Annotated in this window: 14 protein-coding genes and 1 riboswitch; of the genes, 9 read left to right on the top strand and 5 right to left on the bottom strand. The window is 56.4% G+C overall.

The features are described 5' to 3' along the window. The first annotated feature begins 89 nt into the window (after nucleotides 1-89). The 7 genes from CE168_RS00110 (at nucleotide 90) to CE168_RS00085 (ending at nucleotide 5,148) form a co-directional block, all read left to right on the top strand. Nucleotides 90-686, top strand: a complete 597-nt coding sequence (locus CE168_RS00110; RefSeq protein WP_099570623.1) for a 50S ribosomal protein L25/general stress protein Ctc — start codon at nucleotides 90-92, stop codon at nucleotides 684-686. A gap of 326 nt (nucleotides 687-1,012) precedes the next feature. Then, nucleotides 1,013-1,138, top strand: a complete 126-nt coding sequence (locus tag CE168_RS09210) for a hypothetical protein (RefSeq protein ID WP_260805437.1) — start codon at nucleotides 1,013-1,015, stop codon at nucleotides 1,136-1,138. Between the two features lie 8 nt (nucleotides 1,139-1,146). Beyond that, nucleotides 1,147-1,656: a FluC/FEX family fluoride channel gene (locus tag CE168_RS00105; protein WP_180753640.1), complete on the top strand. Its 510-nt coding sequence runs from the start codon at nucleotides 1,147-1,149 to the stop codon at nucleotides 1,654-1,656. Then, nucleotides 1,653-2,021 (top strand): fluoride efflux transporter CrcB, encoded by a 369-nt coding sequence (gene crcB, locus CE168_RS00100; protein WP_099570622.1) that lies wholly within the window; start codon nucleotides 1,653-1,655, stop codon nucleotides 2,019-2,021. Before CE168_RS00105 ends, crcB begins: the two co-directional genes overlap by 4 nt. Before the next feature lie 85 nt (nucleotides 2,022-2,106). Next, on the top strand, nucleotides 2,107-2,520 hold the full coding sequence (locus tag CE168_RS00095) for a GNAT family N-acetyltransferase (protein ID WP_099570621.1): 414 nt from the start codon (nucleotides 2,107-2,109) through the stop codon (nucleotides 2,518-2,520). A gap of 570 nt (nucleotides 2,521-3,090) precedes the next feature. Continuing rightward, entirely contained in the window at nucleotides 3,091-4,218 is a 1,128-nt protein-coding gene (locus CE168_RS00090) for a branched-chain amino acid aminotransferase (RefSeq protein WP_003835037.1), read from the top strand. A gap of 180 nt (nucleotides 4,219-4,398) precedes the next feature. Next, a complete protein-coding gene (locus CE168_RS00085) occupies nucleotides 4,399-5,148 on the top strand; it encodes a trimeric intracellular cation channel family protein (protein WP_099570620.1) in 750 nt (249 codons plus the stop codon). Between the two features lie 97 nt (nucleotides 5,149-5,245). Here the strand turns inward: CE168_RS00085 and rpsT are convergent, their stop codons facing one another. Continuing rightward, entirely contained in the window at nucleotides 5,246-5,506 is a 261-nt protein-coding gene (gene rpsT / locus CE168_RS00080) for a 30S ribosomal protein S20 (RefSeq protein ID WP_099570619.1), read from the bottom strand. 156 nt (nucleotides 5,507-5,662) lie between these two features. On the opposite strand from rpsT, the gene lepA reads away from it, so the two are divergent. Together lepA and hemW are read left to right on the top strand one after the other, a co-directional pair. Next, nucleotides 5,663-7,543 carry a translation elongation factor 4 gene (lepA, locus tag CE168_RS00075; RefSeq protein WP_099570618.1) on the top strand — a complete coding sequence of 627 codons (1,881 nt, stop codon included), beginning with the start codon at nucleotides 5,663-5,665 and terminating at the stop codon, nucleotides 7,541-7,543. Further along, nucleotides 7,543-8,748, top strand: coding sequence for a radical SAM family heme chaperone HemW (gene hemW / locus CE168_RS00070; RefSeq protein WP_099570617.1), 1,206 nt, complete (start codon nucleotides 7,543-7,545; stop codon nucleotides 8,746-8,748). The genes lepA and hemW overlap by 1 nt, the downstream gene beginning before the upstream one ends. Nucleotides 8,749-8,901: 153 nt before the next feature. Here hemW and CE168_RS00065 read toward each other — a convergent pair whose 3' ends face one another. From CE168_RS00065 to CE168_RS00050, 4 genes are read right to left on the bottom strand one after another with little or no spacing between them, the layout of a single operon-like run. Continuing rightward, nucleotides 8,902-9,699, bottom strand: coding sequence for an SDR family oxidoreductase (locus tag CE168_RS00065; protein WP_099570616.1), 798 nt, complete (start codon nucleotides 9,697-9,699; stop codon nucleotides 8,902-8,904). A gap of 15 nt (nucleotides 9,700-9,714) precedes the next feature. Further along, a complete protein-coding gene (locus tag CE168_RS00060) occupies nucleotides 9,715-11,217 on the bottom strand; it encodes an acyl-CoA reductase (protein ID WP_099570615.1) in 1,503 nt (500 codons plus the stop codon). Continuing rightward, on the bottom strand, nucleotides 11,214-12,338 hold the full coding sequence (locus CE168_RS00055; RefSeq protein WP_099570614.1) for a LuxE/PaaK family acyltransferase: 1,125 nt from the start codon (nucleotides 12,336-12,338) through the stop codon (nucleotides 11,214-11,216). The genes CE168_RS00060 and CE168_RS00055 overlap by 4 nt, the downstream gene beginning before the upstream one ends. A 50-nt stretch (nucleotides 12,339-12,388) precedes the next feature. After that, nucleotides 12,389-13,738 (bottom strand): solute carrier family 23 protein, encoded by a 1,350-nt coding sequence (locus tag CE168_RS00050; RefSeq protein WP_099570613.1) that lies wholly within the window; start codon nucleotides 13,736-13,738, stop codon nucleotides 12,389-12,391. A gap of 65 nt (nucleotides 13,739-13,803) precedes the next feature. Further along, a riboswitch (TPP riboswitch) is annotated at nucleotides 13,804-13,905 on the bottom strand. Nucleotides 13,906-13,962 lie beyond the last annotated feature (57 nt).

Here is a 13,962-nt window from a genome sequence, read left to right as displayed (position 1 = left end):
TGTGATTCACAACTCCTTGCAGGAGCTCTTTCCACGGCTCGTTGATGCGCCGAAACAGAATGAACGAATACAACAAGGAGAAATAGCCCATGGCTACCACCATTACCCTCGAAGGTGCTGCCCGTACCGAGTTCGGCAAGGGCGCTGCCCGCCGCATGCGCGTTGCTAACCTCATTCCGGCCACTGTGTACGCAGGCGGCGAAGAGCCGGTCTTCGTGCAGCTGCCGATGAAGGAGACCACCCTGTCCCTGCGCCACACCAACGCTCTGTTCACCATCAAGTACGGTGAAGAGACCAAGATGGCCGTCGTCAAGGACGTTCAGCGCAACCCGGTGAAGCGCATCGTCGAGCACGTTGACTTCTATGAGGTCAAGGCCGGCGAGAAGATCGACGTCGAGGTGCCGGTGTTCGTTGAGGGCACCCCGAAGGGCGCTGCCGTCGCATTCGTCGACATTCAGGAGCTCAAGGTTCGCGCTGATGTCGCCAACCTGCCGGAGAAGATCGTGGTCAACGTTGACGGCCTGACCGACGGTTCCAAGGTCTTCGCCAAGGACGTCGTGCTGCCGGAAGGCGTTGTGCTCGACGTTGAGGATCCGGAAGAGTCCGTCGTCACCGTCGAGGTGCCGGAAGACGCTGCCGGTGAGGCTGCTCCGGTCGAAGCCGCTCCGGCTGCCGACGCTGAGTGAGCTCAGCTAGCTTAAGGAAGCAAACTTCCATCTTACGGTTTTGAAAAACCGTAAAAGATGATGAAAAGCCCATGTGCTCAGACGCACATGGGCTTTTTCGTACCCCGGCAACATCCGTTCTATGAGCTGGAAGGCATACGAAACTGACGGCGAATCCTGCATTTCTTACGCAATATTGGTATAACGGGTGGATACGGGCTATACTCGCCTATACGTTCAGTGAACCCGTATGGCACTGTCGGGTGCGAGGGGAACGTTTGCGTACTGCCGGAGACGGACTGCGTGACGATCCGTTTTCCCGGCAGCCATCCTGATGCCGCACATTAATGGACTATATCGAGAATCATCATTTGACGGTGGTAGGCTTCCCACGTGAGATCACACTGATCGACAATGGTCTGACGCAGGATTCCGGCAAATACGTGACGTGCATCAGCATTCCAATCGAATAACGACTAGTATGACTGACGGTGCACGGAAACAATGCACGAGAGACAAAGTGAGACGGTGCGGAAGAGAGAAACATTTGAATAAGCGTATTATTCGGCTTGATGTGGTGATGGTGGTATTCCTTGGCGGATGCGTCGGCACGGGACTGCGGTATGCGAGCTCGTTCATTGCGGACGTGGGCAGCTTTCACGTCGGCACATTCGCAGCCAATATGGTGGCCTGCTTCGTATATGCGGCGCTTTCCGCATGGCTGGGATCTTCCAGTCTGTTGAAAGGCTGTGCAAAAGAATACGTGAATCGTGGATTCGGCATGGGCATATGCGGAGGCCTTTCCACCATGTCTACGCTCGCATTGGAAGAATTCATGATGTTTGACGATCACGCGATTCCCAGAGTCCTCACCTATTGCTGCGCAACGTTCATTGTCGGTTTTTCGCTCGCCTACGCCGGTGCCTTATGCGGTTCGTGGTCGGTGGAACGAAACAAAGACGAACATGCTGACAAGGAGACGATCCGATGAGCGCAATGCTTGCGATCAGCGTATGCGCATGCGGTGGCGTCGGCGCGGCCGCACGCTATATCTGCGATTCGTATATCAAGGCATTGTGGCGCAAAACGTTCCCGCTTTCGACGTTTGCCATCAATGTTGTGGCCGGTCTGCTTGCCGGCTTGGTGGCGGGATTGTTCGCGGCGAACACCATAAGCCCCGACTGCCGCCTACTGCTCGCAACAGGATTTCTCGGCGGTTTCTCAACGTTCTCAACTATGATGAACGAGACGGTTACGCTCCTGCGCAATGGGAAAATCGCTTGTTTCATCGGTTATGCTCTGGCTTCGATCGTCGTGCCTGTCATGGCCGTTGCGTGCGGTTACTGGCTGGCCTGAGCCAACGTAAACGTGATTCCAAAATCATGTCCCAATGCAGAGACTGGCTTAAGTCCGCGCGTAACATGCAGCTACGCTCGGGACTATGGAAATCACGTATACCGATGAAAAGGGATTCGCCAAAGAGCAGGTGCAGCAACTGTTCCGGTCCGTCGGATGGGTGTCGGGTGAATATCCGGAACGTCTGCACAAGGCTCTGATGGGATCGTCCACCGTGTTCAGCGCATGGGACGGCGACCGCTTGGTGGGCTTGGTGCGCGTGCTCGATGACACTGAGATGGTGGCTTACATGCATTACGTGCTGGTCGATCCGGAGTATCAGGGTCATGGCATCGCAGGCCATCTGGTGGGCATGGTCAAAGAGAAATACTGCGACTACCTTTATATTGAAGTCATGCCGGAAGAAAGCAAGAACGCCACCTTCTATCAGAAGCACGGCTTCTCAATCATGGAAGACGGCGTGGCCATGCAGATCCGCAATCCGGGAGAACGCCGCTGAAACAAGCATCGTGACGCCAACAATCTTATTGCCCCCGTCTAATGGCGGGGGTATTGCTTTTTCGAGTATCCGCCAATACATTGGAGGGTTGGGCGGAGCATTTGGTCATTTTCGTACCCCCTATGTGGTCTTTTTCCAGCAAGTTCTGCCATATATAGGCGAGATGTCCCCGGTCAAGTTCACAAATCTGCCATATGTAGCGCGGATACGTGCATAGGGGGGCGTCTTGTCGATGCTGCCCGCGGATGGCGGGCAGAGGTTGCGCCGCTGTGCTGTTTCCGGAGTAAAGGAAGTTGATGCACCATGGCAGTTAACAGCAGTTCCCTAGGCCTCCTGACAGTGCCCAACCCTGGGAGCTCTTGTTAGTCGAACGAAGCTGCGGTGGGTGCCGACCGGCGTGAGGGCGGCAACTTTTTCGCAGGATGTTTCTTCCTATCTCATATCGCGAACGCTTGTAATCGAAAGAGATTATGATGTGGGAAAGTTACTAACCAGAACCGGTGCCACAAGCACTGGAATACCAACAACCGCTGGCCGCTTTCGGGCGGCTGCAACAAGAAGAAGTAAAGAATGACTGAACAGAATCATCACGATCCGGCAGAGCTTGACAAGCTCACCGAGAAGTTCACCGTGCTCCCGAACGAAAACCCGGCATCCGACGCCAAACGTGCCGAACTCATCGACAAGCCGGCATTCGGTCAGGTCTTCTCCGACAACATGGCCCACATGACTTGGACCAAGGGCGAAGGCTGGGGAGACCGCCGCATCGAGCCGTATGCGCCGCTGAAGATGGATCCGGGCGCATCCGTTCTGCACTACGCTCAGGAATGCTTCGAAGGTCTGAAGGCCTACCGTCATGCCGATGGTTCCACCTGGCTGTTCCGTCCGGATGCGAACGCCGAGCGTTTCCAGAACTCTGCCAAGCGTCTGTACCTGCCGGAACTGCCGATCGACGATTTCATCGGTTCCGTGGCCGCCCTCGTCAAGCGTGACGTGAACTGGGTTCCGACCCGCCGCGAGTACACCCTGTACATGCGTCCGTTCATGTTCGCTTCCGAGCCGTTCCTCGGCGTGCGTGCTCCGCAGGAAGTGGACTACTGCGTGATCGCATCTCCGTCCGGCCCGTACTTCCCAGGCGGCGTGAAGCCGGTCAGCATCTGGGTTGAAGACAAGTGGTTCCGCACCGGCCCTGGCGGCACCGGCTTCGCCAAGTGCGGTGGCAACTACGCCGCATCCCTGCTGGGCGAATACACCGGCATCGACCACGGCTGCGAGCAGGTCTGCTTCGTCGACGCCGCTACCAAGACCTACCTCGAGGAGCTTGGCGGCATGAACATGATGGTCGTGCACAAGGACGGCCACGTGGAGACCCCGTCTCTGACCGGCAACATTCTGCCGGGCGTGACCCGTCGCTCCCTGATTCAGCTCATCCAGGACAACGGCCACGACGTGGTCGAAACCATGATCGCTCTGGACCAGTTGCTCGAAGACATCAAGTCCGGCGAAGTCACCGAGGTGTTCGCTTGCGGTACCGCAGCCATCATCACCCCGATCGGTCGTTTCAAGTCCGAGAAGTTCGACGTGACCGTTGCCGACGGCAACTCCGGCGAATTCACCGTGAACCTGCGCAACCAGCTGCTGGGCATCCAGCTTGGCGAGATCGAGGATCCGCACAACTGGATGTGGAAGGTCTGCTGATTTCTCGCGACTGACTTTTATGGGTTCTGACCCCGCGTGAGGGCGGAACATATGTTGCTCGACACACTCAAGGCCGTTCGGCCAAGCCTACGGTCGAGCAACACATGTTCCGTCCTCACGCTTTGTCTGTGTACGATGGGAAGTCGCGAAATCCGAAAGTGAGGGAAGGGAAAGGGAAGCATGCCGGTGGCGTTGGAAAGTAATGCCTTCTTCTGGGGGATTGAGTATTTGGCGACGTTCTGCTGCGGCATGTGCGGCGGACTCGCTGCCGTGCGCAAAGGCTACGACATTTTCGCGATTCTCGTCACCACATGGCTCACCGCACTGGGCGGAGGCATCATCCGTGACTTGCTGTTGGGTATTTCGCCACCAGTCGGCGTATCAGACAAGGGTTTGGTGATCGTCGCGCTGCTCGCTTCGGTGGCTGTAGCGGTGTGCCATCCCGAAATCAACAAGCTCAAATGGTCCATGCTGTCGTTGGACGCTCTGGCATTGGGATTGTATGCGGTCAACGGTACCAGCAAAGCCATGATGTACCACACGTCAGGCATGACCGCGGTTTTTCTCGGCATGTTCACCGCGCTTGGAGGTGGCCTGATTCGAGACATGCTCATCAACGAAGTGCCGATGGTGATTCGTGACAAACATTGGTATGCGGTTCCATCTGCCGTGGGGTGCGTACTGACGGTGCTTGTCTGCAAAGGCGTGGACGCTGGAATCGTCAGTTTTCCAGCCGAAGTGGTGCTTGATCTGCTGATCGTCGCATTGATGGTCAGCATGCGATTGGTATCGGTGATTTTCGACATTCAGCTTCCGGGAGCGTTGGTGCGTCATAATACATATCTGCCAAGTGAAGCGAAATATCTGAAACGACCGGTCATTCATTCTGATAAGGATTCCGACAAACGCAAGTGTGACAAGCGTAGGTAGCGACAGTGAGATGGTAATTAAACGGAAGACATTTGCGTAACAAAAAATCCCGCAGGAAAAACCTGCGGGATTTTCGTTAGCTGTGAGCTTCTAAAACTCAGAGAGCGTTGATGGCCACGGCAAGACCGGACTTGCGGTTAGCAGCCTGGTTCTTGTGGATCACGCCAGCGCCAGCAGCCTTGTCGAGCTTCTGAGCTGCGACCTTGTAGGCGGCTTCTGCTGCGGACTTATCGCCGGCGGCGATAGCTTTACGGGTGGCGCGAACGGCAGTCTTCAGGCTGGACTTCACGGCCACGTTGCGCTTGTGGGCCTTCTCGTTGGTGAGAACGCGCTTCTTCTGCGACTTGATGTTTGCCACTATTTCTCCAAACGACGTTTTCTATAAGGACATACAAACGATGATGATAACATGGCGCGCGGATAAATTGCCAACGGGCTTAGGAGTGTCGCGACTCACCATGCCGATACTAGCGGTTAGAATCGTTTGCGTCGAATATTTCAAGAGGAGGATGGCGTGGGCCAGCAGCATAACCAGCCCGGTTTCACCGATCAGTCGTTGATTCGCAATTTCTGCATCATCGCGCATATCGATCACGGCAAGTCCACGGTGGCAGACCGTATTCTGCAGCTCAGCGGCATCGTGCCCGAACGTGAGATGCGTGATCGTTTCCTGGATCGTATGGATATTGAGCAGGAGCGTGGCATCACCATCAAATCGCAGGCTGTGCGCGTGCCGTGGACGTTCGACGGCACCGAATATACCCTCGGCATGATCGACACTCCAGGCCACGTCGATTTCACTTATGAGGTTTCCCGCGCTCTCGCCGCATGCGAAGGCGCAGTGCTGCTCGTCGACGCGACGCAGGGCATCGAAGCGCAGACCCTGTCGAACCTGTATATGGCCATCGACCATGATCTGGCCATCATTCCTGTACTGAACAAAATCGATCTTCCTAGCGCGGAACCAGACAAGCATGCCGAGGAAATCGCAGGCCTGATCGGCTGCGATCCTTCCGAAGTGCTGCGCGTGTCCGGCAAAACCGGCGAAGGCGTGGCCGAACTGCTCGACCGCATTGTTGCCGACGTTCCTGCACCAACCGGCGATCCGGAAGCTCCCGCGCGTGCGCTGATCTTCGACTCCGTCTACGACTCCTACCGCGGCATCGTCACCTACATTCGTATGGTCGATGGCGAGTTGCGTTCCCGTGAGAAACTGCACATGATGGGTATTGGCATGACCCATGATCCGATTGAAATCGGCGTGATCAGCCCAGACATGATGCCTACAAAGGCGCTTGGTGCGGGTGAGGTCGGTTATGTTATCACCGGCGCGAAAGACGTCAGCCAGTCCAAGGTGGGCGACACCATCACTTCCGCGCTCAAGCCTGCGGCCGATCCGCTCGAAGGCTATCGTGACCCGCAGCCCATGGTCTACGCTGGCCTGTTCCCAATCGACAACGCGCAGTATCCGGAACTTCGTGAGGCGCTCGATAAGCTCAAGCTCAACGACGCGGCTTTGATCTACGAGCCGGAAACGTCCGTGGCGTTGGGCTTCGGTTTCCGCTGCGGCTTCCTTGGCCTGCTGCATATGGAAATCGTGACTGAACGACTGAGCCGCGAATTCGATCTCGACTTGATCTCCACCGCACCGAACGTGCCATACGAGGTCACCGCGGAAGACAATTCCGTGCATCGTGTGACCAATCCGAGCGAATTCCCCGACGGCAAGATCAAGCAGATCGTCGAACCGATGGTTGCCGCCGACATCATCACGCCGAAGGAATTCATCGGCGCCGTCATGGACCTGTGCCAGGACCATCGTGGCCAAATGGGCACCATGGAATACATTTCCGCCGACCGTGTGGAAATGCATTATCGAATTCCGCTGGCCGAAATCGTATTCGACTTCTTCGACCAGTTGAAGAGCCGCACCAAGGGTTACGCGTCGCTGGACTACCATGAGGACGGCGAACAGTCCGCCGATCTGGTGAAGGTTGACATTCTCATCCAGGGCGAGAAGGTCGATGCGTTCAGCGCCATCGTGCATAAGGATAAGGCGTATTCCTACGGTGTGATGATGACGAAGAAGCTGCGTGAGCTCATCCCTCGCCAGCAGTTCGAAATCCCGATTCAGGCCGCCATCGGCTCCCGCATCATCGCGCGCGAGAACATTCGCGCCTTGCGTAAGGACGTGCTTGCCAAGTGCTATGGCGGCGACATTTCCCGTAAGCGCAAGCTGCTCGAAAAGCAGAAGGCCGGCAAGAAACGCATGAAGATGCTCGGCCATGTCGAGGTGCCGCAGGAGGCGTTCATCGCCGCATTGTCGACCGGAGATGCCGGCAATGACCGTGATACCAAAGACAAGATTCGTGCAGCCCAGAAGACCGAAGGCTGATGTTCGAAGTCTACATTCACGTACCGTTCTGCATGCGTCGCTGTGGGTACTGTGATTTCAACACGTATACCGCCGTCGATATGGGAGCGGGCGCATCGCGCGGCAACTACGCCAACATGGTGATTCGAGAAATGTCGATCGTTCGCGATTGGCAGAGCTCGCACGGCATTGACGAACCGGAAGCGGCCACCGTCTTCTTCGGCGGTGGCACGCCCACGATTCTGAAAGCCTCGGATCTGGTGGCTATGTTGAATGCAGTGCGCGATACGTGGAGCATTGCCGAGAATGCGGAAATCACCACCGAAGCGAATCCGGACACGGTGAACGCCGATTATGTGAAGGAACTCGCGGACGGCGGCTTCAACCGTATTTCCTTCGGTATGCAGTCGGCCGTGCCAAGCGTGCTGAAAACTTTGGACCGTACCCATACCCCAGCCAATGTTGCGGCAGGGGTTGCGGCCGCGAATGCCGCAGGCATGCGATCCAGCGTCGATTTGATCTACGGCGCACCGGGGGAGAGCCTTGACGATTGGAGGACTTCCGTACGCACGGCGATTGATTTAGGCGTCAACCATATTTCGGCATATGCGTTGACGGTTGCTCCGAATACGAAAATGGGCCGTCAGATCGCTGCGGGAACATTGCCCACACCCGATGACGACGATGAGGCAACCAAATATGAGATCGCCGACGATCTGTTGGGCGCGGCCGGTCTTGAATGGTACGAGATCAGCAATTGGGCACGCCCCGGCTATGAATCGCAACATAATCTTGGCTACTGGCGCAATGTCGACTGGGCCGGACTCGGACCGGGTGCGCACAGCCATTATGGCAATGTGCTGGGTGTCGAACAGTCTGCGCCGGAGGAAAAAACCGAAACAGTCAAAACTTCGGGTTTGCGCAGCTGGGATATCGCACATCCACGCATGTGGGGGCAGGCTATCAACGCCGGCGATGTGCCATGGTCGGGAAGTGAACGAATCTCCAAAGAGGAGAACCTCGAAGAAATCATCATGCTTGGTCTGCGCATGCGTGAAGGCCTTGATTTGAGCCGCCTTGGAAACACGGCTGATATGGCTCGCATCCAACCCATGGAAGACGAAGGTCTTATCGTGATCCGTGACGGACGTGTGATTCCAACCCGAACCGGACGCCTGCTCAACGACACCATCATCGAGCGTTTCTTCGATGCCTGCTCGTTGTAATGCCGATAATCCTCTGACGAATTGGTTTTAGATGGCCCATCTTGGTATGGGCGGATACAGTGTGCAGATTGAAACGGGCCTCGGATGCAGGTTGTTGCATTCGAGGCCCGATGGCATAGCGCCTCGAACGAGGCTGTCGCCGGATGTTCACAATCAGCGCATCGTGAGTCCGCCATCGACATGCAATGTCTGTCCGGTGATGAAACGCGCATCCTCACCCACCAGCATCGTTACGCCCCCTGCGATGTCGTCGGCGGTGGCGAGCCGTCCCAAAGGCGTCTGTTCAATGATATGTTCGCGAATATCTTCAGTAGTGGCGCGGCTTGAATCCGTGCCTACGGTCAGCCCTGCGGCGATGGCATTCACCGTGATGCCCCACGCGCCGGCTTCCTGCGCCAGCGAGCGTGTGAGCCCGATGAGTGCGCCTTTGGCGGCTATATAGTCGTGGTAGGGGACGATGGGGCTGTCGACGAGGTTGCTGGAGATGTTGACGATACGTCCCCATGATTGGCGTCGCATGTATGGCAGTGTGGCTGTGCAGGTGTTGTAGGTGCCTTTGAGGCATCCTTCGAGTTGGATTGCATAGTCGTTCCAGTCGGTGTTGTCGAAGGTACTGCGGTTGCGCGGGTCGAACGAGTAGTGACTGAGTGCGTTGTTGATGAGGATGTCGATGCTGCCGAAAGTGTTGGCTGTGGTTTGCGTGAGTTCGTTGACTTGGTCTAGGTCGGTCACGTCTGCCTTGCATACGATGATGCGTCCTAGCGCTGCGGCGTCGTGTTCGATATGTTGCGCGGTCTGTTGCGCGCGTTCGTTGTTGCTTAGGTAGTCGATGGTCACGTTGGCGCCGAGTTGCGCGAGTCTTAGTGCGATTGCGGCGCCGATGCCTCGGCTTGCTCCGGTGACGATGGCTGTTTTGCCGGTGAGCGGTCGACTTGTGGGTTGCTGGTTCATGGGGTTTCCTTGGGATTATTCGTAGTCGATGTCGAAGGTGTCGGAATAACGGTCGGTGTTGCGTTCGATATCGACGGCTCTGACAAGATCGAGGATGTTGAATCCGCCATCGTGGTGCCATCCGGATTTCGCACGGTTCATTTCGCCGATGGGACAGATGCGATCGATGCCGTATTCGCCCACGTGCTGCGCAAGCGTGAACAGTCTGGATGAGCTGGCGGCGATCGCGCAGGTTTGCAGCCAAACGCGATATGGTTTCAACGTTGGCAGCGCGTTTTCGAGCTGGTCCACGGCGACGAGGTTGATGGTGCGGTTGAGTGGGGTCGCCAATGAGGTGAGACTGTCGGTATTGGGGAAGTAGAGTACGGTCCAGTTGGTGCCTTGCGGCGATTCGATGACGAACGGCGCCTGTAGGTTGCTTTGGGCCACGGAACCGTCTGATGCCGGTGCCGCCATGAACAGCGCCTTCATTTCGGTTTCTGAACGCGCTCTGCGTATGGCGAGCGATTCTTCATCGGAGGGGGTGGATCTTGGATATTTGTGCTGCTGCGAGTCGAGTTCGCGGGCAAGCAGTTCGGCGGTTTGCGCGGGGGAGATGGCTCCGCCTCGTTCCACGAAGATGGTTTGCGGCGCCAAACAGCTTTGTTGGTCGTAGGTGGCCACGTCCACGGCCATGCGGTGCACGGTCTGCACATGCGTGTCCGCGCGCAATGCTTCGCGGCCAATCAGTGAGAAGCCAATGCGAGCACCATAGCTGAGGAACGGTTTGCCGGCGCCGACACGTGGACGGATGGCTTCGGTGGTGTGCGAAGAACCGTAGGCGATCACGGCGTTCGCTTCGCCGATCGCCATGTCTTCAAGTTCCACAGTGCCGCCGCGCCATGGCACCACGGCCAAAGCGTCAGCAAGATCCGGATCGATTTGCGCCAAGGAGCGCGCGAAGAGCACGGGCATCAGCGGCTCGTCGAACGAGGATTTGCCGATGATCGCGCTTTTCGTCAGCAAACTCATGGTCATGCTCCACACAGGAATGCCGGGAACATTGCTGGAGAACACGTGGAACGTCAGATCCGGTCCGTACAGGCGCGTGTATCCGCCGGACTTGTTCGGACGGTATTCATCCAGCATGCGCGGGCTCGACAGCTCATCGTCGAGAAAACGCAACAGCTCGCGTCTACGGAACATGCGCATGTAACGTTTCAACTCGATGCGCGTCATCGTCGGATCATAGCCGGTAATGGAGGGAATCAACGATTCGGCAAGCAGACGTCCCTCATAATCGGGATCCGTCCACAATGCCACAGCCTTACCGATAACATCCACAATGCGTTCGACGGAATATGCCGACAGTGCCTGCAGCCGATTACGACGTACCGTCCCGCACAAATCACGGATTATCTCCGCAGTGAGCACCGGATATCGTAACGTGACCTCACCATGATCGGTGATGATGTCGCGCGTTTCGAAATCCTGAAACACGAAACCGCGCGGCGCATGGAAAACATCGATGACGCTCATGCGTTCGCCGCCATCACCTCATCGACGGCGATGGAGCAGCCACGTGCCTCCGCACCCTTCGCACGACCATTGAGTTCGTAACCGGAAGCGGTGCGCACGCCAAGATCCTCCGTCAAAATCGCCAGGCAGGAATTCCAATTCGCCAAATCGTAATGCGCGATCACACCCTGCTTGCCGTCGGGAACAGGCATGAGGGTCGCCGGATCGAGAAACACGGAACGAACCCACGACGGCGTGGCCTTCAAATAATTCGACGAGCCATCCGTATAGTACGACAGCAGATTCTGATCGTAAATCTGTGAACTCAACTCCGTCATACCATACATGTTCACACAGTGCGTGCGCGCGACGCCGAACACTTCAGAGAACCTCGCATACAGGTCATCGACCGTCATATCGGTTTTTGTGCTCTTGAATCCACCGGTATCGAACACACGCGAATCCTTCGCCAACGCATAGGTCTTGCCCTGCTTGGCAAGATAGTCAAGCAGATACAGGTATGCGGACGAGGCACCCATCAGCATCACCGGCTCGCCATCGGCCACCGCCTGATTGAGGAATCTCTCCACGCCCGCGAAGTCCAATCCATCCTCATGGAAGAAGAAGCCGCTGCCCTCGCTACCGCACCGCTCCACCGCACGCGTCAGATAACGGGCCAACGAACCATTATGATTCATCTCCCAAGCGGGGGAGAGCACTGCGATGCGTATACGCTCGCGGTCCGGCATGATGAAATGACGGAACGGGCCGATCATCGAAGCGTCCCACACCTCAAGATCAGGATGATAGTTGCGTCCACGCTGGCCAGGATGCGTGGTGCCGCTGGTCATAAACACGGCCTCGCACTCCGTCTCGGGAACCGAAGTGAGCGTCAGCATCTTGAACCCATCCACCGGCATCGGTGGAATATCCATCCAGCTGGACAACGTCTGCGGAGTCACCCTGCGAGACATGCAATACGTGCGATACTGCATGTTATGAGCGTACTGAAAAGCGAAAATCTGTCGTGCGAGTGCGTCGAACGCCTCATCCGGCGCGGTTTCGCATCCGTACTTTTCGATGAACTCAAGCACATCTGCCTTGACCTGCTGCGCTTCAGTGTTTAGCGACATCGATGTCATGATGCAATGTTCCTTTCCTATGTTGAATTTCGGTAACGGTTGGCCATGAATCAAGCTTGTGCCTGATCCCCGTTGTTGCCCACGGCTGTTTTGCGACGATTGATTAGATTCGGCAAATCGATCAGCAACGCTTTGAGAATCACCACGCAGAACGCGCCGACCAGAATCGAATTGGAGAAGAACACGTGAGCGCCGCCCTCAAGACCGCTCAATGCGTTCGGCAACGCGATACCCAACAGCAGTGACAAGCCGATGACTACTTGGGATCGGTCGTCCGGCTCTGCCTTGCGCAGTGTATTGAAGCCCGTACTGATCAGGCTCGCCGCAGCCGGAAGGAAAATGCCGCCGATTACAGGGGAGGGAATCAGCGACAACATCGCGCCGGCTTTCGGCACGAAACCAAGTGCCACAAACACCACACCGGCGATGATCACCGGCACGCGTGTGTGGGACTTGCCCTCATCCGTAACCTTCAGTAAAGCGACATTCTGTGGATATGCGGTAGTGGTGAAGCCACCGATCAGCGAAGAAATAGCGGAACCAGCCGCTTCGCCGGACAAACCATAACGAACCTGGCGATCCTCAAGCTTGACGCCTTGAATCTCGCTGGCCGCCTGATACACGCCAAGCGCTTCCATAATCGCAACCATATATGCGATGAAGAACGGTACAAAAACCGTAGCATCAAAATCAAAACCGCCATATGGCATGATCTGAGGAAGACCGAACCAAGGCTTGGACGCAACCCCGGAAAAATCCGCCATGCCAAACACTATGGAGAGCGAAGTGCCGACAACCAGCGCAATCAAATAGGAAAGCGCCCTGACCATGCCTTTGCCGAACTGGGAAAGCACCACCACCAACACGCAAGTCACCACAGACACGGCCAGCGTCTTCGGATCAGCGAACCCGTCATCGCCGGGAGCGCCGCCAAGAAACTCACTCAATGTGAAACTCGACAGCGAAACGCCCACCAGAAAAATAATCACGCCGGAAACCATCGGCGCAAATAGAAAACGCATCTTCTCAATCACACGAGTCAGACACAACACCAGAAAAATCAGCGAACTAACAAAAATCGACGTGCCAGCCGCAGCCAACGAACCGGCGGTACCAGCGGCAATCATCAACGCGTCAAACGCGGCAGACGGACCTTGCACAATCGGCAGACGCACCAATTTCGTGGACTGAATCAACGTGACCAAACCGGACACGATGAAAATGGCATTCACCATATTCGAAGACAAGGCCAACGGCAACCCAATGGCACCGGCCACAAATACCGGATCAAGCCACACATTAGACACCAACACATGCTGCAAGCCCAGCAAAACGTTCTTTGGAGTGAGCTTCTTCGAATTGGATCCGCTCTGAACGGACGGTTGCGACATGGCAGACATGCCAATTCCCTCTCTTCCTTATGGGGGCGACCAGTCTATGATCGCCGACACAGGGGAACGCATGTGCGCACTGTTCGTGACATTCCTACGCAGGCATTACCCTGATCAGGTATGAGGGTCCAGGCAAAGCCCGTCTCAGCCACATATCGGCTCCCCCTGTGCTATTCGGACAGGCAACCAGCATAACGGCATGCGTCGATACTTGGATGAGTTGGCATGAGAGC

Source organism: Bifidobacterium sp. N5G01 (assembly GCF_002742425.1).
Classification (GTDB): Bacteria; Actinomycetota; Actinomycetes; order Actinomycetales; family Bifidobacteriaceae; genus Bifidobacterium; species Bifidobacterium hominis.
The sequence above is the reverse complement of the archived record's forward strand: the minus strand, read 5'-3'. Positions and strand labels throughout refer to the sequence as shown.